This is a genomic window from Levilactobacillus muriae (assembly GCF_045862015.1).
GTDB classification, from domain to species: Bacteria; Bacillota; Bacilli; order Lactobacillales; family Lactobacillaceae; genus Levilactobacillus; species Levilactobacillus muriae.
The window spans coordinates 21,531-42,888 of record NZ_BAAFRU010000005.1; the positions used below are offsets into that span (position 1 = coordinate 21,531).

The window sequence follows — 21,358 nt, forward strand, 5'->3', positions numbered from 1 at the left end:
CTACTCCTCTTCTATGTGATCTGGGTGTAAGGTAACTGGTTGCACGGCATCCGCACCGCTAACGGGTAGTTGGTGCACCGCTAGGAAATCGGTGGGGTGGGTCGCGAAGTAACGCTTGGCGTACGGGTCCAGCAATTTCACGCGAACTTGAGCCGTAGTTGCCAGCTTGGTAAAACGTTTTATCAGTTGCTCGGCTAACGCGGTAGCGGGCTGGGCAGGACGCACAAAGATTTGTTCGAGAACCCAAGTGGCTTTGTCTAAACAAAGGTAGTGCAGACTTGCCAGCAGCCGGCTACCATCAACAATTGTCAGTTCACCTGGACGTTCCGTGATCGTCATGGTTACTTGCTCCTTTCGTGACCAGATTCACTCCTAATTTTGGTCTATCCGCGGGGCCTTGTCAACTAATTTTCGCTGGCGAATAATTTTGCTGGTATTCTTACGGAAAGGTAGGTACTCTAGTAAGAGGTTAGTCGAAATCTGAGCGTGTTTGTATTTTGATTACAGGGTGTTAGAATAGACGGTTATGGTGTTAATAAATGCCGTCATCAGTTAGAAAAGTTAAAGGCTACCAATTGAAATTAATCTAGAATTTAAAAGGAGTGTCATGATGCATCGAGGATTTGAAATTGTCAGCAAGTATGAAGGTCAGGATATCAAGGTACCCTACCGAACCACGCAACAGGCTGCGGGGTATGATTTCGAGTGTGCCGAGGACTTTACGTTGCCCTCTATTTGGCGGCATGACCTGCTCCACGCATTCAAACGGCTCTGGCACCGCGATCCGCTAACGACTGAGGAACTGGTTGCTGGTCAGCATAACCTGAAGCCTTGGCTGGTGCCTACTGGCGTCAAAGCCTACATGGAACCTGGTGAGGTTCTCTTGCTGGCGAACCGCTCAAGCAATCCATTGAAGCACAACCTGATTCTGCCTAATGGGGTCGGCGTGATCGATGCGGACTATTATAATAATGAAAAGAATGAGGGCGAAATATTCGTCCAGCTAGTCAATGTCGGTCTGAAAGACCAAGTGATCAAGAAGGGACAACGCATTGCGCAGGGGATTTTTATGCCATTCTTGCTAGCTGATGGGGAACGGATTCCAAGCCAGCAACGGAGTGGTGGATTTGGGTCTTCTGATCGCAATTAAATCTTTACATTTGAAGCTGATAGACTAGTGGGGAAACACCCCCGAGATATGCTAAAATGAAAGTGCTGAAAGTAAACGGATAAGGGGGATGAACGTGGCTAAAACGAAAACAAAATTTGTCTGTCAGAATTGTGATTATAGCTCCCCCCGGTACCTGGGACGCTGCCCCAATTGTGGGGAGTGGAATACCATGGTTGAAGAGGTGGTGACACCGGCTGCAGCCAAGCCTCAATCAACACGAACGACGGTGACTGGCGAGCATTCTAAGCCACAACTGATGAATGAGATCAAACACACGACGGAGATGCGAGTCAAGACACAGATGGACGAACTCAATCGCGTGTTAGGTGGCGGTATCGTGCCGGGCTCACTGATTCTGATTGGTGGGGATCCCGGTATCGGGAAGTCGACCCTGCTGCTCCAAGTGTCGGGTCAGCTGAGTGCGACTGGGGGCAAGGTGCTCTACGTCTCCGGAGAAGAAAGTGCCTCGCAGATCAAGATGCGTGCCGATCGATTGGTTGTTAACAGTGACAACCTTTATCTCTATCCGGAAACGGATATGGCCAGTATTCGCGCCAACATTGAGGAAATGCAGCCAGATTACGTGGTTATTGACTCCGTTCAAACGATGCAGGCACCGGGGATTGAATCGGCAATCGGGTCTGTTTCACAGATTCGGGCGGTCACCGGTGAACTGATGCAGATTGCCAAAACCAATGGCATTACGATCTTTGTCGTGGGTCACGTGACCAAAGGTGGGGCAATTGCAGGGCCTAAGATTCTGGAGCACATGGTGGATACCGTGTTGTACTTTGAAGGGGACTTGCATCACACTTACCGGATTCTACGAGCAGTTAAGAACCGGTTTGGCTCGACCAACGAGTTAGGGATCTTTGAAATGCGTGAAGGCGGTCTCTATGAGGTGGCCAATCCTTCGGAAATATTCCTGGAGGAACGTCTCGAGGACGCGACTGGTTCGGCCATCGTTGTCTCGATGGAAGGGACTCGGCCCATTCTAGTTGAAGTCCAAGCCTTGATTTCACCGTCAGTCTTCGGAAATGCACAACGTACATCGAGTGGGCTGGACCGTAACCGGGTGGCCTTACTGATGGCCGTATTGGAGAAACGGGCGAACCTGATGCTTCAGAACCAGGACGCGTTCCTGAAGGCCGCTGGTGGGGTGAAACTGGATGAACCAGCGATTGATTTGGCGATTGCGATGAGCATCGCCTCCAGTTACCGCGACACGGCGACGGAACCTCGCGACTGTTTTGTGGGTGAAGTTGGGTTGACCGGTGAAATTCGCCGAGTGAGCCGTATCGAATCTCGGGTAGCAGAAGCCAAGAAGCTCGGTTTTAAGCGCATCTTTGTCCCCAAGAACAACATGCAAGGGTGGACTCCCCCGACCGGCATTAAGGTCGTTGGGGTCTCAACCCTGCGACAAGCGCTAAAGCTGGCACTGGATATTTGATCCGTTAACGTTTTAGGTAGTGGTCACTTATAGGATGTCATGTGACAAGTTGGTTTGTGAGACATTGACGTGTTTCAAATAATTTCGATTGGTTGTGTCTTGTGAAGGGATGTTGAAGTCGTAAAGCTGGTGAAATGGATACAGCTGTGGACGCCTCTTAGCGTCACAGTGCGTTTTCACCAGTTCGGAGGCGCTGTCACTATCAGATTTAGTTTAGTCAGTATTACAAATAAATTAATTTGAAAGGAGGTGAACGTATGCGTAAAAAAACAGTTATTCTCGTGATTTTCGCCATCCTTGGTGGGGTCATGGGAGTTGCGTACCTTTCTCGTTTCTGGCACATCATTGGAATGACCAGTCCGCTCGTCAACAACATCTTAGTTAACATTTTAGTTGGTGCAATTATTTTCCTCATTCTGGGGTTGTTGTTTGCTGGACTGATCATGCGGGTGGTCAATAAACTTGAAGCCTATCTCAATAAGCAGAATCCAATGACGATTCTCTTTGGAAGCTTGGGTGCGATTATTAGTTTGGCATTGGCTTTGCTGATTTCGTCATTTCTTTTCCGGGTGCCGTCGTTCTTCATCAGTACCTTTATTCCATGGATTCTGATGCTGCTATTTGGTTATCTTGGCTTCCGTATTGGGACACGACTGAGCAAGGTACGTGCCGAAGAATGGCGCAAGCTGTTCCAGTCACGGAGCAAGAAAGCCAGTGAAGAAGAGTCCAAGAAAGTCATCGATAAACAAACGGAACCCAATTTCCATCACTACAAGATTTTGGATACCAATATTTTGATTGACGGTCGGATCTACGACTTGGCCAAGACGGGGTTCCTAGAAGGAACGTTGTTGGTACCCAACTTTGTGTTGTATGAATTACAGTACATTGCGGATTCCAGCGACTCAATCAAGCGGGTTCGTGGACGCCGGGGGTTGGACATTTTAAATAAACTCCAGAACGAAAACATCATGCCGATTGAAATGTACGAGGGCGATTTCGAGGATATTCCCGAAGTCGACAGCAAGTTGATTCGACTGGCCAAGGAAAATGGTGGGGTGATCGTCACCAACGATTACAACTTGAACAAGGTCATTCAGTTCCAGAACGTTCAAGTCCTCAACATCAATTCCTTAGCCAACGCCCTGAAGCCACGAGTGATTCCAGGTGAAAACCTCCACGTCATGGTGGTTAAGAACGGAACCGAACGGCAACAGGGGGTCGCTTATCTCGACGATGGCACGATGGTCGTCGTCGAAGATGGGAAGTACTTCATCAACAAGCAATTGGATGTGGTGGTAACAAGTGCCATCCAGACCGATGCTGGGCGGATGATTTTCGCGAAGCCCGTGCACTCTAGCAGAAACATTGAAGAGGATGCCGGTGGCAAGGGGCAACTGAAGAAACCGAAACGGTCGCGGTAGATAACCGCTTACTTGAGATTTCTGGGAGAGATTAAGGGTCACACCTTTATTTTTCCGGTTGGTCATTGTACACTAAGAACAATGTGTCATCTCACAGATGACAGTTAAATATTAAATTACGTAGATAATGGAGAAAGAGGCGCAAACGTTTTGGCGAAAAATTCAATTCGGGTTCGGTACGCACCGAGTCCTACCGGTCATTTGCACATTGGTAATGCCCGGACAGCGATCTTTAATTACTTATTTGCCCGGCACAACAAGGGTAAGTTCATCATCAGAATCGAAGATACCGATACTAAGCGAAACATCGCGGATGGTGAAAGAAGCCAACTGGAAAACCTGAAATGGTTAGGCTTGGACTGGGATGAAGGTCCCGATGTTGGTGGCGACTACGGTCCCTACCGGCAATCAGAACGACGCGATATTTACACGCCACTGATCCAACAACTGATCGATGAAGGCAAGGCTTACGAATCTTACCGGACGGAAGATGAATTACAAGCCGACCGTGAAGCCCAAAAAGCCCGCAAAGAAATGCCGCACTACGAATATGAATACGCTGGTATGGATGAAGCCGAAAAGCAAGCTGTTATTGATGCTGCTAAAGCTAAGGGTTTGAAGCCAGTTATTCGTTTCCGCGTGCCTAAGGACGAAATCTTTGCTTGGGATGACATGGTTAAGGGTAACGTTTCCTTTAACTCTGATACTATTGGTGGGGACTTCGTCATTGCTAAGCGCGATGGGATGCCAACTTACAACTTTGCCGTTGTTGTCGACGACCACAAGATGGCCATCAGCCACGTTTTCCGTGGGGATGACCACGTTGCCAACACGCCGAAGCAATTGATGATCTACCAAGCCTTTGGTTGGGAAGCCCCTAAGTTCGGTCACATGAGTTTGATCATCAGCAAAGACACGGGTAAGAAGTTATCCAAGCGTGACGAATCCGTACTCCAATTCATCGAACAATACCGTGATCTCGGTTACCTACCAGAAGCAATGTTCAACTTCATCTTGTTGTTGGGCTGGTCGCCAGTTGGGGAAGATGAGATCTTCAACCGTAAGCAATTTATCAAGATGTACGATGAAACCCGGTTGAGCTCATCACCCGCAACGTTCGACAGTGACAAGCTGGACTGGTTAAACAACCGGTACGTGAAGGATGCTGACGCAAGTACCATCATGGATTTGGCCTTGAAGCAATTGATCAAGGCTGGCAAAATCCCTGCTAACCCAGATACCAGTACTATCGAATGGTCACGTCAATTGATTAACCTTTACAAGCAACAAATGAGTTACATGGCACAGATCACTGACATGGCTTCCGTGTTCTTCGAAGAACCAGAACAGGTTTCGGGAGACGCTCTAGAAGAAATCAGTAATGATACGGCGCCGGTTGTCCTAAAGGCGTTCGCTGAAGAAATCGAGAAGCTCGATCTGTTTGACTCCGTTGAAATTTTCCACGTGATTAAACGAGTTCAAGCCAAGACCGGTATCAAGGGTCGTCAATTATGGATGCCAATCCGGATTGCCGTTACCCACGAAATGCACGGTCCAGAATTACCTGAATCAATCGAATTAGTTGGTCGCAAGACTGCATTACAACACATTCACCAAACTTTGGCCCAACTCGAAGGCTAACGTTTTGGTAAAGAAGCCGAATGAGGGGCCATTGGCCGTCCATTCGGCTTTTTGCTAACCGCTCTGGTATGCTACAATGGAGCTAACTCATTCGACATCCTGAGGGTGGTCATTCGCACCCACGGGTGGCCCTGATTATCTTCAGGACCCCTCGCCGGCTAATACTGACCACCAAGCGACTGATGAGAATTAACACGCTCGAAAGTGAATGAGCTGCAATTTCATTAATTTCGTGTGTTAGAGGCGAATCTCACCGCCATTCAGTGATGTCGAAACGAAGCAAAATAAAGCATTCTTAAATAGGTTACGCGAAAGGAGCCTCGCGATGCTCAAAGTATTTAATACCATGACCCGCCAGAAAGAGACTTTCGAACCGATCACTCCCGGAGTGGTTAACATGTACGTGTGTGGTCCGACCGTCTATAATTATATTCATATTGGGAACGCGCGGAGTGCCATTGCCTTTGACACAATTCGACGTTACTTCGAATACCGTGGCTATCAAGTAAAGTATATTTCCAACTTTACCGATGTCGACGATAAAATGATTAATCAAGCCAAAAAATTAGATATTACCGTTCCCGAATTGGGAGACCGGTTCATCAAGGCCTTCAAGGAGGATACGGCCGCGTTAAACATTGAACCAGCGACTGCTAATCCGCGGGCGACAGAGCACATTCCGGAAATTGTTGAATTTGTGCAGGACCTGATCGACAAGGGCTACGCTTATCCAGTTGACGGGGATGTTTACTATCGGGCACACAAGTTTGCTCATTATGGCGAGCTATCCCATCAGAATTTAGATGAACTCGAGGAAGGGGCTTCCCAGCACACCAACAATGAAGAGACGGCACGTAAGGAAGATCCCGTCGACTTTGCCCTCTGGAAGGGTGCCAAGCCGGGTGAAATTTCCTGGCCATCTCCTTGGGGGGCTGGTCGACCAGGCTGGCACATCGAGTGCTCCGTCATGTCGACGCACTACCTTGGTGATACCTTTGACATCCACGGTGGTGGTGAGGATCTGACTTTTCCCCATCATGAAAATGAAATCGCGCAAAGTGAAGCCAAGACTGGTAAGACGTTTGTCCACTACTGGTTACACAACGGATTCGTGACGGTCGGCGATGAAAATGAAAAGATGAGTAAGTCACTGGGGAACTTTGTCACGGTCCACGATATCTTGAAGACCATCGACCCACAAACGTTGCGTTTCTTCATGGCAACGACTCAGTACCGGCGGCCCATCCAATACAGCCAGCGGAACTTAGACACGGCTGCTCGGAATCTGGAACGGCTTCAAACGTCGTATAACAACATGGGTTACCGTCTGAAGGATGCCGAGGATGGCAATGATCCAAAGATCGAGCAGGAGATTCGGCAGATCATTGCCGACTACAACGACGCCATGGACGACGACTTTAACGTGCAAAATGGGGTCGCTGAGGTTCATGACCTAGCTCGGTTGGGGAACGTGTATGCGGAACGGCCAGTGGTTTTCAGTGGCACGCTGATGTTTATTCGCCAGACTTTGGTCGACCTGCTGAGTGTGTTTGGTGTTTCACTGACGGAAGCCGACACGTTGAATGACGATCGGATTCAAGCGTTGATTGATGAGCGTTTGGCTGCCCGAAAGAACCGGAACTTTGAACGTAGTGATGAAATTCGTGAGCAACTAAAGAACCAAGGAATTATCTTGGAAGACACGCCCCAAGGGACGCGTTGGCGAAAGGAAAATTAATGACTGAACAAGCGGAACACGTCGATTTTCGACAATTAAACGGGGTCGCACTGGCCTATATGGGCGATGCGGCCTACGAAGTAATTATTCGGCAACACTTGATTGCGGAGGGCCTGGCTAAGCCCAACCATCTGCAGAAGAAGGCGACCCATTATGTCTCAGCAAAGGCCCAGGCTGCGCTAATCGACTTGATGGAAAGGGACGGCATTTTAAGCGATGACGAGTGGACGATGTTTAAACGTGGGCGCAATGCCAAGAGCTACACGCACGCCAAAAACACGGACGTCGTGACTTACCGTATCTCCACGGGATTTGAAGCCTTAATGGGCTATTTAGCGCTCAGTGGGCAACAAGATCGGGTCAATGAATTGGGTAAATGGTGCATTGAACAAGTAGAAGCGGGGCGGACTGAATAATGAATCCAGAAAACGAAACGAATGACGTATCCAATGACTTTGTGATCGGCCGGCACCCAGCCGTTGCCGCGTTACGTAGTCAACAAACCATTAACAAAGTTTTTCTACAGAGCGGTCTGAAGGCTGAAGCTATCGATGAGATTCGACAATTGGCAAAGAAACGTCACTTGGTGATTTCAGAGGTTCCTAAGCAAAAGTTAGACCAACTAACGGATCACCAGAATCACCAAGGGGTTGCCCTCGGTGTGGCTGCTTTTGAATATGCCAGTATTGATGACCTCTTTGCCAAAGCTGAGGCCGCTGGTGAAGCACCGTTCTTCTTGATCTTGGACGGTGTCGAAGACCCCCACAACCTGGGGTCCATCTTGCGGACGGCTGATGCCAGTGGTGTTCACGGGGTCATTATCCCGAAGCGGCGAGCGGTTGGCTTAACGTCGACCGTTGCTAAGACCTCCACCGGGGCTATTGAAACGGTACCAGTCGCGCGAGTCACAAACCTGGTCAACACGGTCCACGACTTAAAGGAACGCGGTATGTGGATCTTTGGAACCGACATGGAAGGGTCCGACTATCGGGACTGGAATGCTAAAGGTGCCGTTGGATTGATCATCGGTAACGAGGGCAAGGGAATCTCTCGCTTGCTCAAGGAGACCGTTGACGAAATGCTGACAATTCCAATGGTGGGGTCCGTACAGAGTTTGAACGCCAGTGTGGCTGCCGGCCTGTTAATGTATCAAGGCTTCAGTTCACGGCACCCAGTCCAACACTGAACGAAGGGATGAGCGTGGGAAAATGAAGGAAGATATTCTTATTGTCGACGCCTATAACATGATCGGCAACTGGCCCAAGCTCAACCGGCTAAAGCTCAGTGATCGGTTACCGGAGGCCAGAGATTTACTCCTGTCCATGTTGGCAAATTATAAAAAGCTGCGAGACGCCTCGATTACCGTGGTCTTTGACGCGATGTACGTGCCAGGTATTTCGAAGAGTTACCAGCAATTCGACTTGGAAGTTGTTTGGACTAACCGTGATGAGACGGCGGACAGCTATATCGAGAAGCTGGCCAAGGAACGGCAGACGCGGTTTACGCAAGTGACGGTTGCGACCAGTGATCAGGCGGAACAGTGGACCATCTTTTCGGAAGGTGCCCTGCGGATCCCTGCCGGAGAACTGTTGCGGGACATCGAGCGGGCACAGAACGAGGTTAAACAGACCGCCCGTGAGTTCGCGGATAAGGGGTTAGTACGTAAGTCGCCGTGGAATGACCAGCAGTTATACAAACTGGAAAAGTTGCGGGACCAAATGATGGCGCGCCCTGACCGTGATCGCCAGTCCAAACGTTAGCTCACAAAACGGCTACGTAGACTGCTGTCAGTTAATGCAGATGAACCTTGCTAATTGGGCTTGATCATTATTTTTGTCCTTCTGACACTTAATGACTAATGATAAAATTGTTATCGGTTGCCACAAGTTGGTTAGTTTATATGTGGTAAACGCCGTAGTAAGCTGCTTAGATCGACCACTGAAATGGTTGGCTAAGTGGCTTTTTGCGTGTTATAAGGAAATATGGCGTGAGCTTTGAAAGGACAATGCGCCAACTAATGATTCGGTTGGTGACGGCCACTGATGTTTAGAAAGCGTCGCGTGCAACCAGTTTTGCCAAAAAATGAGGCGAATTATAAAAAGATAAATTTTATTTAAACGTCCGTTCGCTCGGCACTGGGAAGGGATTCCTTTAGACTAGAAATAGACCCATTAAGGAGGCTTTCCCATTGATCGATTTAAGTGATACGCAGCTCTTATTTCTCATTCGTGAGTCGTTGGATTCGCCTGCATTATTGATTTTATTTGAGCGCTATCGGCCGGTACTGTTTAAGATTCAGAGCAAGTATTTCATTCCCGACCATGACCGTGATGATTGGGACCAAGAGGCCTTGCTAGTGTTCTGTCGGGTTGTGCAGCGCTACGAGATTGAACGGATGAAGAGCTTCGGCGCTTTCTACCGCCGGGCACTCTTATTTCGGGTGTATGACTTGATTCGACAGAGTCAAACGCAGAAGCGAGTTGAGGATCGCTTGGCAGTTTCCTTGGAGGCCAACCGGATATTTATTAGTGAAACGGTCAAGGATACGCGTGGGGTCTTAAGGGAAGGATTGGAAGTAAAGGATGCCATCCGACAGGTAGGCGAACGGCTATCGGTCGTCGAGCGGGGGGTGTTCAATGACCTTCTACAGGGGCAGTCATTACAGGGGATCAGTCGGGATCGGGCGTTGTCACTGGCTCAGGTCACCAGCGCAGCCCATAGAAGTCAGATAAAGCTGCGGGCAGTCTTTGCCGAATGATTGACGGGCGTGAAAGACAATGGTAAACTACTCCAGTATGAGTTGAACATGATTTGATTAAAGGTGGTGGCAAGATGGCTCAAAGGAAAATTGCTCTGGCCTGTTCAGTATGTGGGTCGCGGAATTACACCATCACAGCAAGTGCGACCCGCACTAAGCGTCTAGAGGTTATGAAGTTCTGTAAGTTTTGTGGGAAGCATACGTTACACCGCGAAACCCGTTAATGTAAATGATCGTCACGACAAACACACTACAATATATTAGGAGGCAACACCATGCGTTTATTCCGTTTCTTTAAGGCGGTCGGACAGGAAATGAAGCAAGTTTCTTGGCCCGGTGCTAAGCAAACTCGGCATGATACTGGTACCGTTATTGGCATTTCCGTACTCTTCGCGATTTTCTTCGCGGTCGTTGACTGGGTTGTTCAGTACGGCTTAAAGTTCATCGCCTAGGTGAATTGTCAGTGGTCAAACACGGCCAGATATGGTATATTAAGTAGCAACAGGAACTTCGTGTATTGCGGAGTTTTTTTATTTTGGACGAAAAAGTCAATTATTAAAGGAGTGCACCACACATGGTTGAGTCAGCTGAAAAGCAATGGTACGTGTTACACACGTACGCCGGATACGAAAACAAAGTTATGGCAAACTTGGAATCCCGTGCCGAATCAATGGGGATGCAGGATAATATTTTCCGTGTCGTTGTTCCTGAAGAAGAAGAACACGAAGTTAAGAATGGTAAGGACAAGGTCACTATGGAAAAGACCTTCCCTGGTTATGTCTTAGTTGAAATGGTTATGAGTGACCAAGCATGGTACATTGTTCGGAACACGCCCGGGGTTACCGGGTTCTTGGGTTCCCATGGACAAGGGAGTAAGCCAACACCACTGTTGCCTGATGAAGTTGAACGCATCTTACGTCGTGTAGGGATCTCTGCACGTCACGCTGAATTGGACGTTGCCCCTGGCGACTCCGTAACCATCGTGGATGGTGCCTTCAGTGGCTTAGTGGGTAAGATCACGGAAGTCGACAACGAAAAGATGAAGTTGAAGGTTAACATTGATATGTTCGGGCGGGAAACCAGCACGGAACTCAACTTTGATCAAGTCGACCCTATCCTGGGCTAATCCGGCTTTTTCAGAAAAGAACTTGTTGCAGTTAGTAAAGTGTGGTATGATTCTCAGGTATGCGTGATGCATATTTTTCAAAGTGGGAGGGGCAAACTAACAGCCCCACTTACCACACACGGACTCAAGGAGGTATTGTCTCGTGGCTAAAAAAGTAGCTAATGTCGTTAAATTACAAATTCCTGCGGGTAAAGCAACGCCAGCTCCCCCAGTTGGACCAGCTTTAGGTCAAGCAGGTATCAATATCATGGGCTTCACTAAGGAATTCAACGCTCGTACAGCTGACCAAGCTGGTATGATCATTCCTGTTGTGATCAGTGTCTATGAAGATCGTTCCTTTGATTTCATCACCAAGACTCCTCCAGCAGCTGTACTGTTGAAGAAGGCTGCTGGTGTTGAAAGTGGTTCCGGCGAACCTAACACGAAAAAGGTTGCTACGGTAACCAAGGATCAAGTTAAGCAAATCGCTGAAACTAAAATGCAAGATCTAAACGCAGCTGATGTTGAAGCAGCTATGCGCATGATTGAAGGTACTGCCCGGAGCATGGGCTTCACGGTCGAAGGTTAAGCTCAGTTTTCGGATAGTCGGACACTTCACGAAAATGAAATGTGTCAAGTGGGAGGTTTATCCGTTACAACCACATTTGCAAGGAGGAAAACACAAAATGGCTCACAAACGAGGTAAAAAGTATCAAGACGCTGCTAAATTGGTCGAGGCTGACAAGGTCTACACCATGGGCGACGCCGTTGATTTAGTTAAGAAGATGGATTTCGCTAAGTTCGATGCAACTGTTGAAGTTGCCTTCAAGCTTAACGTTGACACAAAGCAAGCGGACCAACAACTCCGTGGCGCACTAGTATTACCAAATGGTACCGGTAAGGAAACCACGGTAATCGTATTCGCTAAGGGTGACCAAGCTAAGGCTGCTGAAGCGGCTGGTGCTGACGTTGTTGGCGAACAAGACTTAGTAGAACGTATCCAAGACGGTTGGTTGGACTTTGACGTTGCTATTGCAACGCCAGACATGATGGCCCAAGTTGGTCGTTTAGGTCGGGTCTTAGGACCTAAGGGCTTAATGCCTAACCCTAAGACGGGGACTGTTACGATGAACGTCGAAAAGGCTGTTTCCGATGCTAAGAACGGGCAAGTTACTTACCGGACTGACCGGGATGGTAACGTTGCTGTTCCATTTGGTAAGGTTTCCTTTGATGCTGACAAACTTGCCGGCAACTTGAAGACCATTGCTGAAACGATTGCTCGCATTCGTCCAGCTGCTGTACGTGGGACTTACGTTCAACACGTTTCAATCTCTTCAACGTTCGGCCCTAGTGTCGACGTTGACTTGGCTTCTTTATTAGCCTAAGTTAAAACGTGAATTAAAAAAATCCCTTGCAGTGCATTGACAGTGATGTCGAAGTATTGTATGCTATTGAAGTTGTATTTAATAGATCCTACCTAAGACTCAGGTGGCCTAATGGTCTTAATTTCCTGCCGAGGCAGAAGTTTACTTAAACTTTTGACTCCTTATGTCTTGGTGGCATAGGGATTTTTTTATCCCACCAAACTTTTCCGGGAGGTGAAATAATTTGAGTGAACAAGCTATTGCTGTTAAAGCAAAAAAAGTTGATGAGGTTGTTGAAAAATTTAACAACGCCGTCAGTGCTATCGTTGTTGACTACCGTGGTTTAACTGTTGAAGAAGCAACTGAATTACGGAAGCAATTGCGTGAAGCAGGCGTTCATATGAGCGTTATCAAGAACAAGATCTTGGTTCGGGCTGCTGAAAAAGCCGGTTATGCAGGTTTAGACGATCTGTTTGCTGGCCCTACTGCCGTTGCTTTCTCTGACGAGGATGCAATTGCCCCAGCTAAGGTTTTGAAGAAGTTTGCTGATGGTGTTGATGACCTTGAAATCAAGGGTGGTTTCATCGAAGACAAGATTGTCTCCGTTGACGAAATCAACACTTACGCAACCTTGCCTAGTCGTGAAGACCTTCTTTCTATGCTGGCTAATGTCTTACAGGCACCAGTACGGAACGTGGCTTACGCTGTTAAGGCTATTGCTGAAAAGGGTGACGAAGGCGACGCAGCCTAAGTCCCTGATTCAAAATGAAACATAAAAAATTAAACCCAATTATTGGAGGAAAATAACATGGCTTTTGATAAAGATGCTATCATCGCTTCTCTTAAAGAAGCATCAATTACTGACCTTAACGACTTAGTTAAGGGTATCGAAGACGAATTCGGCGTTTCTGCTGCTGCACCAGTTGCTGCAGCCGGTGCTGCTGGTGGCGAGGCTGCTGCCAAGGATTCATTCGACGTTGAATTAACTGAATCTGGTGACGCTAAGGTTAAGGCTATCAAGGCTGTCCGTGAAATCACTGGTTTAGGTTTGAAGGACGCTAAGGGTCTTGTTGACAACGTACCATCTGTCATCAAGGAAGGCCTTTCAGAAGACGAAGCTAACGACGTCAAGGAAAAGCTTGAAGCCGCTGGTGGTGTGGTTACTCTTAAGTAATCACCTTCACTTCGAAATTAGAAAAGTCGCTACCTTTGGGTGGTGGCTTTTTGTTTTCCTCTATTTTGGCAGAGCCATTCCGTTAGCGGGGATAAGCTAGCGATTAGGTTAGCATGCTATAATAAGGAAACGTAGAGGATGGTTATTGGTGTCATTCTTTGCGATACATAATGATCGGGGAAAAGGGGAGTTTAATTTGCGCAAGGGCTTTTTGCCGCAGTTATGGTTTTGGAGTGGCTTTGCTTTGAGTTTATATGTGCTATTATTGATTTCAAGTATTCCTGTGTTGGGATTGGTGCAGTGGCCCGGCGTTCACGGCATGATTAACAATGCGGGAATTCGGATTTTGGTCACATTGGTGTTAATGGTCATCAGTGCGCTCGCAATCTGGTGGTTTTATCGGTATCATACGAGTCTATGGTTGCGGCAGGCCATTACGCCACGCCACGTGTGGTGGACGGTGGCGGCTTCCGGTGTGGGTGGTATAGCGTTGGCAATTATCGCCTTTACACTAGCCCCGTCCACGCTGACGGTGCCATTGATTCCGGGGCTGACTGTGGAGCTCCTACTGAGTGGATTTGCCGTCTTTGTGTCGTCGCTGCTGTTCGTATGGGTACTACAGGGGATCCTACAAGAACGGCTCAACCGACTGCCGGATTTTCCAAAGTGGGCAGCCGTGTTACTGCCAATCATTTGCTACGTGCTGGTTTCTTGGGGCTCACTGAGTGATAACCTCTCAGCCTTAGTTGTCAGTGGCGTTGTCGCGGGTATCTATCAAGCCACCCGCGATTGGCAGTGTTCCTGGCTGGCGATGGCATTATTGACGATGGTTTCGTTAGGTTTACCGCCAATCGGTATAGGTTAAGTTAAAGGTAAGTGATCGGCCGTGTGCCGGTCATTTTTTTTGCGAAATTCCTTAAGTTTTCAAGCAAGTTGGCGCGTTGTTGTGGCTTTTAGCGACAAACTTGCGTATTCTAAAGGGGAATGACAGTGAACGGAGGAAAATTATGGCTGGAACGGTATTGATTGTTGAAGATGATGAGGCGTTACTCGCGTCGCTAACAACGGAATTGCAGTTTGAAGATTACACGATCCTTAATGCCACTGATGGCAAGCAGGCCTTACAGATCTATGAGACCAATCGTGGTCAGCTTGACCTGATTATTTTGGATTGGATGCTACCGGAACTCGATGGGTTGGGGGTCCTGCGGCGAATTCGAAAGCACGATGATCTGCCGGTGATTATGATGACGGCGCGTGATTACGTGGGGGATAAAGTTGCCGGACTGGATACCGGGGCGGATGACTACATCACCAAGCCCTTTGAGATTGAGGAATTATTGGCCAGAATTCGGGTGATCTTACGCCATCGCCATCATCAAGAAAGCGCTGATAGCCAATTACACGTCGGTGATATTACCTTGAATACGCGCTCTCGGCAGGTCCAACGCAATGGCAATCTGGTTCAGCTCACGCAGCGGGAGTACGAGCTACTCTTGTTTTTGATGAAAAATGCCGGGCAAACTATGACCCGTGATGAGTTGTTGGATGCCGTCTGGGGCGTGGACTTTGAAGGACAACCCAACGTGGTCGATGTTTACGTGCGGTATTTGCGGCACAAACTCGACGAAGAGCAGGCGTCAACGCCACTGATCCACACCGTTCGAAGCGTGGGTTACGTCCTGTCCGCCGATTATCGGGGGTGAGCCGTTGAAAGCAAAAAAGGCAAAACGGGAAATGACGACTGCCCAACAGATTCGACAACGGTTCATTGGCATGCTGACTGTCTTGACGTTGGTGATGGGACTAGCCATTGTGGGTACGGTTGGTTTTCAATTGGTCAAGCAGAGTGAACAATCCTCTGTTGAATTGATGGCCAGTCTGAAACGTTCGATTATCGACGATCAACCCGATTGGAATAGTTGGCGAAAGCATAGTTCAATCAATACGAAGAATACCTATGTGCGGGTCTACAATAGTAAGATTGGAAATGCACCGTCGACCTTCTATTCCCCGAATACGCAGCAATTTTTAAAAGCGAAGCACTACCAGATGCCGATATTTTCGGCGATCATGTATACACCTGAATATGGATTTACCTATTATCGGAGTGGCACACGGCTAGGCATCCATTCGGAGATTTGGCTCAATTTGTCGCCAATTACAACAATTCTACTCTCGGTTGTTGGGGTAGTTGTTGCCGTTATGCTACTTACGATTGTTTTTGGTTGGGCGTACATTCGGTTGACGGCAAATAAAATTACACAGCCCTTGGCCCAGCTGAACGTGGCTGCTCAGGAGCAGGCGAGGACGCGGACCATCAAGGCCACATTGCCGGTTCCCGAACAGCCCAGCGAGGTGAATCAATTGGCCCGAAGCTTTAATGATCTTCTGACGGCTATTAATGAGCACGCGCAACAGGAGCGGGAGTTTACGTCCAATGCGGCCCATGAGTTGCGGACGCCCATTGCGGCCATTCGGGGCCACGTGCGGCTCATTCAGCGACGGGGGGAGGCCCATCCGGAGCTGATCCCGCGCTCAATTAATTTTATCGATGATGAGTCCAGTCGCATGCAAAAGTTAGTCAATAGTCTATTGACCCTATCACGAGCCGACCGTGGTGTGCTCAAGCTGGATTACTTTGATTTAGCGGCGGCCGCCAGCGAGATTATTGCGGAGGAACGGGCTGTGTTGTCCCAATCACTTGAGGTGGTCGGCCTGCAGTCGCTCGTGATTCACGGAAATTCGGAGAGTGTTCAACAGATTCTGGCAGCACTCTTAGATAATGCTGGTAAATATTCACCAGCGGATCAGCCTATTACCGTACGGTTTACACAGACGGCAACCGCGGTTCAGGTCAGCGTCGAGGATTGCGGGTTAGGCATCGCGGATACCGACAAGCCACATGTCTTCGAACGCTTTTACCGAGTTGATTCAGCCCGTGCGCGACAAGTGGGGGGGACTGGCCTGGGACTGGCAATTGTGGCCCAACTGGTCGCTCTGAATCAGGCAACCATTCACGTGGTCGATAATCAGCCAGAAGGGAGTCGCTTTATCCTTGAGTTTCCAAGGATAACAGCAGATTCTGATAAAATCTCAGAGTAATCACTTTTCACCACCGTTTTAAGGGCGGCCAGACTTAACTATCATGGAGTTATTCAATTGCCATGATAGTTAAGTCTTTTTTTGTGGCCTAAGGAGGAAAGTGCCATGCAATTAATTTCAATCGTCGTGCCCTGCTATAACGAGCAGGAAAGTATTCCTTTATTTTTCAGACGTGTGGATCAAATTCTCACGGAATTCGACCATCACCGCGAACAATATCGTTGGGAATATTGGTTCGTTAATGATGGCTCAACGGACGAGTCGCTCCAACAACTTCAGATTTTGCATACGGCACATGCTGATAAAGTCCATTACGTTAACTTTTCACGTAACTTTGGCAAGGAAGCGGCCCTGTTAGCGGGGCTCAAAGCAGCACAAGGGGATGTTGTGGCTGTCATGGATGTTGACCTGCAAGATCCCCCCGAGTTATTACCCACGATGATTTTGACTTTGGCCGAGACGGATTACGACGTGATTGGCACGCAGCGGTCCGATCGACAAGGTGAGCCGTGGTTACGTTCAAAGTTATCCACGGCCTTCTACCACATCATCAATCGCATTTCACAGGTGAAAATCGTACCCGGTGCGCGGGACTATCGGCTGATGCGGCGGTCTGTGGTAGACGCGGTGATCGCGATGCCAGAGTACAATCGTTTCTCCAAGGGGATCTTCAGTTGGGTGGGGTTTAAGACGAAATACCTCACGTTCCATCATCAGGATCGCGTGGCTGGTCACACTCACTGGTCGATGAAGCAATTACTCTCGTATTCACTAGAGGGTATCATGGATTATTCGGAAGTGCCGCTGTCCATTGCATCCTGGCTAGGAGGCACAGCATTTGTTGCGTCAATCCTGGGCATGATTTGGATTGTGATTCGGGCACTCATTTTTGGTAATCCGACGGCAGGGTGGCCTTCACTGGTGGCCATTATCCTGATGTTGGGTGGCTTGCAGTTGCTCTGCCTGGGTATTCTGGGGAAGTACGTTGGGCGAATCTATCTAGAGACTAAGCACCGACCACAATATTTGGTTAAAGAAAAGATGTAAGGAGATTTTGAAGATGGCAGTCAATCAGCGTAATCAGCAACTCGCGCTAGGCACCTTGGGATTATTTGGGATTCTTGCAATTTTAGTTAAAATACAATTCGCGCCTTTAATGGCGTTAGACCGGCAGTGGCTCAGCGGTTTTCAGACAAGTTGGTTGGGACAACACGTACGGCTTTGGAATTGGTTGACCACGTTAGGGAGTCCGGCCATCACTGGTGGTTTCGCGGTGCTCTTGGCACTATTTCTGTGGCGCATTCATCAGCGAGGATGGAGCTTGACCGTGTTGACCGCAATCATTGGCGGCGATGCGCTGTTGCTGGTGATCAAGCAGCTCGTTGGCCGACTTCGACCGACGCAACAGATCGTTGCCGATACAGGTTTCAGCTTTCCCAGCGGTCATGTTTTTAGCACGATGTTAGTCGCTTGTATCGTGGTAACTTTATTGCTCAGTTTTCTAAAAGGCAATTGGCTTTACTGGACGTTAGTCGCGATCATCGTTATCGGGGTACTTGGTGTATTACTCGCTCGGTTAGGTTTGCGGGATCACTTTCCCAGCGACGTTCTAGGGAGTCTGCTGTTAGCTAGTGGGTGGTGGCTTCAGGTACTCAGCGTCTTCGAACGCTTACGAGGAAAGCATCAGCCTGAAAAAGTTATGGAATGAGGTGAGGGAACGGATGGCAGAATTTTCTCGAAAACGGTTATGGCAGAATACGGGACTGGCTTGGGTTGTTGCCCTCGCTATCATGGCAGCAGTCTTTATGTACTGGCGGATTACACCGTTTGGCAATCACAGTCTACTAATGAGTGATATGGGAACGCAGTATATTCCCTTATTGACGGCATTACGGCACGCGTTGCGGTACCAAGTCTTTCACTTCTACACATTCTCGCAATCTCTGGGGAGTGGCTTAGTGCCAACGGTGGCTTACTACCTGTTGAGTCCCTTTAACCTCATCGTCTTGTTCTTTGGAACGGCGCAAGTACCCATGGCGGCAAGTGTCATTATCATGGTTAAAATTGCGACAATTGCTGCAACGATGACCTGGTACCTGCAGCGGCATTTCCGAACGACACAGCGAATGACAATGGTCTTTGCCTTGGCGTTTAGTTTCTGTGGCTTTGTGGCTGTTAACTATTTTGATCTGATGTGGCTGGATTCGCTCATTCTGTTGCCATTAGTGGCTGCTGGAGTGGATCGGTTGGTCGATCAAGGGCGGCCCGTACTTTTCTTTGGCAGTTTATTGGCTAGTATTCTGACCAATTATTACTTGGGTTATATGACCTGTCTCTTCAGTCTCCTCTACTTTGCGTACGTGCTGACTAATTGGCAGGGGAGCAAAGTAGGCAGTCGTCCCTGGTATGGTCGAATTGGGCGTTTTGCCCTGACCGGAGCCTTGAGCGGTTTGAGTGCAGCTATTATTTTAATTCCGACTGGCTTGGGGATGTTATTAACGGCTAAGTCGGCCACCAAACTCTTGAATTTTCACTTAACTCCTGAATTTGGCGCTGAGTTCTTTACCCAGTTTGGGGTGGGTGCCACCAATTATTCACAACGGTTAATGCATGCGCCCACTGTTTTTGTGACGAGTGCTGTGGTCTTGCTGACAGTAGTCTACTTCTGTCACGCACAGTTCTCGAGACGCCAGAAGTGGTCAGCGGCAACGTTACTCCTCGCGCTATTCCTGGGAATGTGGGTGCGCCTGTTCAACACCATCTGGCATCTTATGCAGGCACCGGCTGGCTTTCCCTTCCGCAACGTCTTCTTTCTGAGCTTTGTGATGGTAATGCTGGGATTCGCTGCGTGGCAGGCAGAACCTCGCCAGATCAAGCGATCTTGGCAGTGGGAGTTGCCGTTGATTCAAGCTGCCCTAGTTGTGGGTGGCGCGGCGTCTGTTAAAATTATGTTGCGCTTGGTCAGTGGGCGTTCTGCCAAGCTGACCAGTTACTTTACCGGTATTCAACAAGTTCATTGGGAGAGCGTTGGCATTTCTGTAGTTTACATTTTTGTGACAGCTGCGGTGATCTTTGGAACGCGTGCGGCTTGGCGGAAATGGTTGTTGAGCGGTTTGGTCATCACGGAAGTTGCGGGGAATTTCATTCTGGCCATGGGCACGAGTAAATTTGGAAACCAGCAAGTATACGCGCAAGCCTACCGTCAGGAAAATCAACAGATGGCTAAGGTCAACGATCCCGATGGTCAGCTCTACCGGGTACAGAATGACAATGCCCTCATCAATCGGGCATTTCAAGGTAATTACAACAATTACAATGATAGTTTAACGTTTAACTTCCATGGAATATCGGGCTACAGTTCAACATTGAGCGAGAGTACCCGTACAACTTTGGAAAAGTTAGGGATGTTCAGCGATAATGTCCGTCGAATTGGTGATGTTGGGCTGACACCACTGACAGAGCTACTGCTGGGCGTTAAAGACACGGTTCATTTGGGAAACAACAGTAGCTGGCAGACGCGCACAACGGGCTATTCTGGCATGGGCTTCGCGGTATCAACGGCATTGCAAAATGTACAGTTGACCAGTGATGCACTGCAGAACCAAGAACAGATCATGCAAGCCTTACGTCCGCAGCGTCACGCTTACCTACAGCAGGCGGCCCAACTTGCAGATCACGTGAAGGTGGTGTCACAGGTTAAGGGTGTGAAGACAACCTATAAGTACCATCATCAATTGTCTTTGAAGATGAAGGCAACCGGGCCAGCCTATCTGTGGGTGCCAAGTGGACAGACAAAATATGCGACGATGAAGGTCAATGGGGTCAGCGTTGCACCAGCAACGAATGCTAACGACAAGACGGCACTCGTGAAGCTGGGTAACTTCAAGCGTGGACAAACGATCTCCGTGACCTTTGCAGCGAAGTATTCACAGGCGATTTACCATACGCAGGTGGCTAGTTTGCGGCAGGCAGATTTTGCACGGCTGCTCCAGACGGTTCGGCGCCAACGCTTGACGGTGAAGACGGTCAGCAGTCCCGTGAAGACGAGCCTTCAGGGACACGTTACGGGGACACCATCGCGCAGTGATCTTTACCTGAGCATTCCCTATGATGCGGGGTGGCAGGCAACGGTCAATGGCAATCGTGTACAGACCACGCGGGTTCTAGATGGCTTGACGCGGGTACCCTTGCAGAATGGCAAGAACACGGTGACGTTGACGTATCACGTACCTGGGGGCCGTCTGGGTGCTGGCATATCCCTCGTCAGTCTGCTCAGTTTTGCTGGGCTAGCCTGGTGGTGGCGTATTGACGAGGCTGGTGTGCACCGTGAACGGTCGCGGCATCTGCGCAAGTCATCGAAATAGTGTGAGCAAGCGACACGTGTAAAAACGTCTGGGACAATCCCCCAGACGTTTTTGCTCTCCAAAG

Annotated in this window: 23 protein-coding genes and 1 other annotated feature; of the genes, 22 read left to right on the top strand and 1 reads right to left on the bottom strand. The window is 48.8% G+C overall.

The window, feature by feature from the left end; translation table 11 throughout:
* Positions 1–339 carry a GNAT family protein gene (locus tag ACKTSF_RS04365; protein WP_407886974.1) on the bottom strand — a complete coding sequence of 113 codons (339 nt, stop codon included), beginning with the start codon at positions 337–339 and terminating at the stop codon, positions 1–3.
* 268 nt (positions 340–607) lie between these two features.
* On the opposite strand from ACKTSF_RS04365, the gene ACKTSF_RS04370 reads away from it, so the two are divergent.
* The 22 genes from ACKTSF_RS04370 to ACKTSF_RS04475 all read left to right on the top strand — a co-directional run bounded on the left by ACKTSF_RS04370 (position 608) and on the right by ACKTSF_RS04475 (position 21,294).
* Complete coding sequence (locus tag ACKTSF_RS04370) at positions 608–1,150, top strand: dCTP deaminase/dUTPase family protein (RefSeq protein ID WP_407886976.1); 543 nt, start codon at positions 608–610, stop codon at positions 1,148–1,150.
* Positions 1,151–1,244: 94 nt separating this feature from the next.
* On the top strand, positions 1,245–2,621 hold the full coding sequence (radA, locus tag ACKTSF_RS04375; RefSeq protein WP_407886978.1) for a DNA repair protein RadA: 1,377 nt from the start codon (positions 1,245–1,247) through the stop codon (positions 2,619–2,621).
* A 257-nt stretch (positions 2,622–2,878) separates the two neighbouring features.
* A complete protein-coding gene (locus ACKTSF_RS04380) occupies positions 2,879–4,045 on the top strand; it encodes a PIN/TRAM domain-containing protein (RefSeq protein WP_407886980.1) in 1,167 nt (388 codons plus the stop codon).
* A 150-nt stretch (positions 4,046–4,195) separates the two neighbouring features.
* Positions 4,196–5,686, top strand: a complete 1,491-nt coding sequence (gltX, locus tag ACKTSF_RS04385; RefSeq protein ID WP_407886982.1) for a glutamate--tRNA ligase — start codon at positions 4,196–4,198, stop codon at positions 5,684–5,686.
* 325 nt (positions 5,687–6,011) lie between these two features.
* Positions 6,012–7,424: a cysteine--tRNA ligase gene (gene cysS, locus ACKTSF_RS04390; protein ID WP_407886984.1), complete on the top strand. Its 1,413-nt coding sequence runs from the start codon at positions 6,012–6,014 to the stop codon at positions 7,422–7,424.
* On the top strand, positions 7,424–7,840 hold the full coding sequence (locus ACKTSF_RS04395; RefSeq protein WP_407886986.1) for a Mini-ribonuclease 3: 417 nt from the start codon (positions 7,424–7,426) through the stop codon (positions 7,838–7,840). The genes cysS and ACKTSF_RS04395 overlap by 1 nt, the downstream gene beginning before the upstream one ends.
* Entirely contained in the window at positions 7,840–8,610 is a 771-nt protein-coding gene (rlmB, locus tag ACKTSF_RS04400) for a 23S rRNA (guanosine(2251)-2'-O)-methyltransferase RlmB (RefSeq protein ID WP_407886988.1), read from the top strand. The genes ACKTSF_RS04395 and rlmB overlap by 1 nt, the downstream gene beginning before the upstream one ends.
* Before the next feature lie 22 nt (positions 8,611–8,632).
* A complete protein-coding gene (locus tag ACKTSF_RS04405; RefSeq protein ID WP_407886990.1) occupies positions 8,633–9,184 on the top strand; it encodes an NYN domain-containing protein in 552 nt (183 codons plus the stop codon).
* A 428-nt stretch (positions 9,185–9,612) separates the two neighbouring features.
* Entirely contained in the window at positions 9,613–10,182 is a 570-nt protein-coding gene (locus ACKTSF_RS04410) for a sigma factor (protein WP_407886992.1), read from the top strand.
* Positions 10,183–10,256: 74 nt separating this feature from the next.
* Positions 10,257–10,406: a 50S ribosomal protein L33 gene (rpmG, locus tag ACKTSF_RS04415; protein WP_011667355.1), complete on the top strand. Its 150-nt coding sequence runs from the start codon at positions 10,257–10,259 to the stop codon at positions 10,404–10,406.
* A 51-nt stretch (positions 10,407–10,457) separates the two neighbouring features.
* A complete protein-coding gene (gene secE, locus ACKTSF_RS04420; protein WP_407886994.1) occupies positions 10,458–10,634 on the top strand; it encodes a preprotein translocase subunit SecE in 177 nt (58 codons plus the stop codon).
* A 122-nt stretch (positions 10,635–10,756) separates the two neighbouring features.
* The gene (gene nusG, locus ACKTSF_RS04425) at positions 10,757–11,308 is read left to right on the top strand and encodes a transcription termination/antitermination protein NusG (protein ID WP_020088138.1); all 552 of its coding nucleotides are present in this window, start codon (positions 10,757–10,759) and stop codon (positions 11,306–11,308) included.
* A gap of 142 nt (positions 11,309–11,450) precedes the next feature.
* Positions 11,451–11,876, top strand: a complete 426-nt coding sequence (gene rplK, locus ACKTSF_RS04430) for a 50S ribosomal protein L11 (RefSeq protein ID WP_057732912.1) — start codon at positions 11,451–11,453, stop codon at positions 11,874–11,876.
* A gap of 97 nt (positions 11,877–11,973) precedes the next feature.
* Positions 11,974–12,672, top strand: a complete 699-nt coding sequence (gene rplA / locus ACKTSF_RS04435) for a 50S ribosomal protein L1 (protein WP_407886996.1) — start codon at positions 11,974–11,976, stop codon at positions 12,670–12,672.
* A gap of 73 nt (positions 12,673–12,745) precedes the next feature.
* Positions 12,746–12,870: a sequence feature (ribosomal protein L10 leader region), on the top strand.
* A 25-nt stretch (positions 12,871–12,895) separates the two neighbouring features.
* Positions 12,896–13,402 (top strand): 50S ribosomal protein L10, encoded by a 507-nt coding sequence (gene rplJ / locus ACKTSF_RS04440; RefSeq protein ID WP_407886998.1) that lies wholly within the window; start codon positions 12,896–12,898, stop codon positions 13,400–13,402.
* A 57-nt stretch (positions 13,403–13,459) separates the two neighbouring features.
* Entirely contained in the window at positions 13,460–13,825 is a 366-nt protein-coding gene (rplL, locus tag ACKTSF_RS04445) for a 50S ribosomal protein L7/L12 (RefSeq protein WP_407887000.1), read from the top strand.
* A gap of 244 nt (positions 13,826–14,069) precedes the next feature.
* Positions 14,070–14,690, top strand: coding sequence for a hypothetical protein (locus ACKTSF_RS04450; RefSeq protein WP_407887002.1), 621 nt, complete (start codon positions 14,070–14,072; stop codon positions 14,688–14,690).
* A gap of 142 nt (positions 14,691–14,832) precedes the next feature.
* On the top strand, positions 14,833–15,531 hold the full coding sequence (locus ACKTSF_RS04455; RefSeq protein WP_407887004.1) for a response regulator transcription factor: 699 nt from the start codon (positions 14,833–14,835) through the stop codon (positions 15,529–15,531).
* Between the two features lie 4 nt (positions 15,532–15,535).
* Positions 15,536–16,930 (top strand): sensor histidine kinase, encoded by a 1,395-nt coding sequence (locus ACKTSF_RS04460; protein WP_407887006.1) that lies wholly within the window; start codon positions 15,536–15,538, stop codon positions 16,928–16,930.
* Positions 16,931–17,035: 105 nt separating this feature from the next.
* Complete coding sequence (locus ACKTSF_RS04465) at positions 17,036–17,977, top strand: glycosyltransferase family 2 protein (RefSeq protein WP_407887007.1); 942 nt, start codon at positions 17,036–17,038, stop codon at positions 17,975–17,977.
* 13 nt (positions 17,978–17,990) lie between these two features.
* Entirely contained in the window at positions 17,991–18,638 is a 648-nt protein-coding gene (locus tag ACKTSF_RS04470) for a phosphatase PAP2 family protein (protein WP_407887009.1), read from the top strand.
* A gap of 13 nt (positions 18,639–18,651) precedes the next feature.
* Positions 18,652–21,294, top strand: a complete 2,643-nt coding sequence (locus ACKTSF_RS04475) for a YfhO family protein (protein WP_407887011.1) — start codon at positions 18,652–18,654, stop codon at positions 21,292–21,294.
* Positions 21,295–21,358: the final 64 nt, after the last annotated feature.

Bases quoted from the DNA above. Each gene is read 5' to 3' on its own strand.
- ACKTSF_RS04365 (WP_407886974.1), bottom strand. From the start codon at position 339: ATGACGATCACGGAACGTCCAGGTGAACTGACAATTGTTGATGGTAGC.
- ACKTSF_RS04370 (WP_407886976.1), top strand. From the start codon at position 608: ATGATGCATCGAGGATTTGAAATTGTCAGCAAGTATGAAGGTCAGGAT.
- ACKTSF_RS04380 (WP_407886980.1), top strand. From the start codon at position 2,879: ATGCGTAAAAAAACAGTTATTCTCGTGATTTTCGCCATCCTTGGTGGG.
- cysS (WP_407886984.1), top strand. From the start codon at position 6,012: ATGCTCAAAGTATTTAATACCATGACCCGCCAGAAAGAGACTTTCGAA.
- ACKTSF_RS04395 (WP_407886986.1), top strand. From the start codon at position 7,424: ATGACTGAACAAGCGGAACACGTCGATTTTCGACAATTAAACGGGGTC.
- rlmB (WP_407886988.1), top strand. From the start codon at position 7,840: ATGAATCCAGAAAACGAAACGAATGACGTATCCAATGACTTTGTGATC.
- ACKTSF_RS04405 (WP_407886990.1), top strand. From the start codon at position 8,633: ATGAAGGAAGATATTCTTATTGTCGACGCCTATAACATGATCGGCAAC.
- rpmG (WP_011667355.1), top strand. From the start codon at position 10,257: ATGGCTCAAAGGAAAATTGCTCTGGCCTGTTCAGTATGTGGGTCGCGG.
- secE (WP_407886994.1), top strand. From the start codon at position 10,458: ATGCGTTTATTCCGTTTCTTTAAGGCGGTCGGACAGGAAATGAAGCAA.
- nusG (WP_020088138.1), top strand. From the start codon at position 10,757: ATGGTTGAGTCAGCTGAAAAGCAATGGTACGTGTTACACACGTACGCC.
- rplA (WP_407886996.1), top strand. From the start codon at position 11,974: ATGGCTCACAAACGAGGTAAAAAGTATCAAGACGCTGCTAAATTGGTC.
- rplL (WP_407887000.1), top strand. From the start codon at position 13,460: ATGGCTTTTGATAAAGATGCTATCATCGCTTCTCTTAAAGAAGCATCA.
- ACKTSF_RS04455 (WP_407887004.1), top strand. From the start codon at position 14,833: ATGGCTGGAACGGTATTGATTGTTGAAGATGATGAGGCGTTACTCGCG.
- ACKTSF_RS04465 (WP_407887007.1), top strand. From the start codon at position 17,036: ATGCAATTAATTTCAATCGTCGTGCCCTGCTATAACGAGCAGGAAAGT.
- ACKTSF_RS04470 (WP_407887009.1), top strand. From the start codon at position 17,991: ATGGCAGTCAATCAGCGTAATCAGCAACTCGCGCTAGGCACCTTGGGA.
- ACKTSF_RS04475 (WP_407887011.1), top strand. From the start codon at position 18,652: ATGGCAGAATTTTCTCGAAAACGGTTATGGCAGAATACGGGACTGGCT.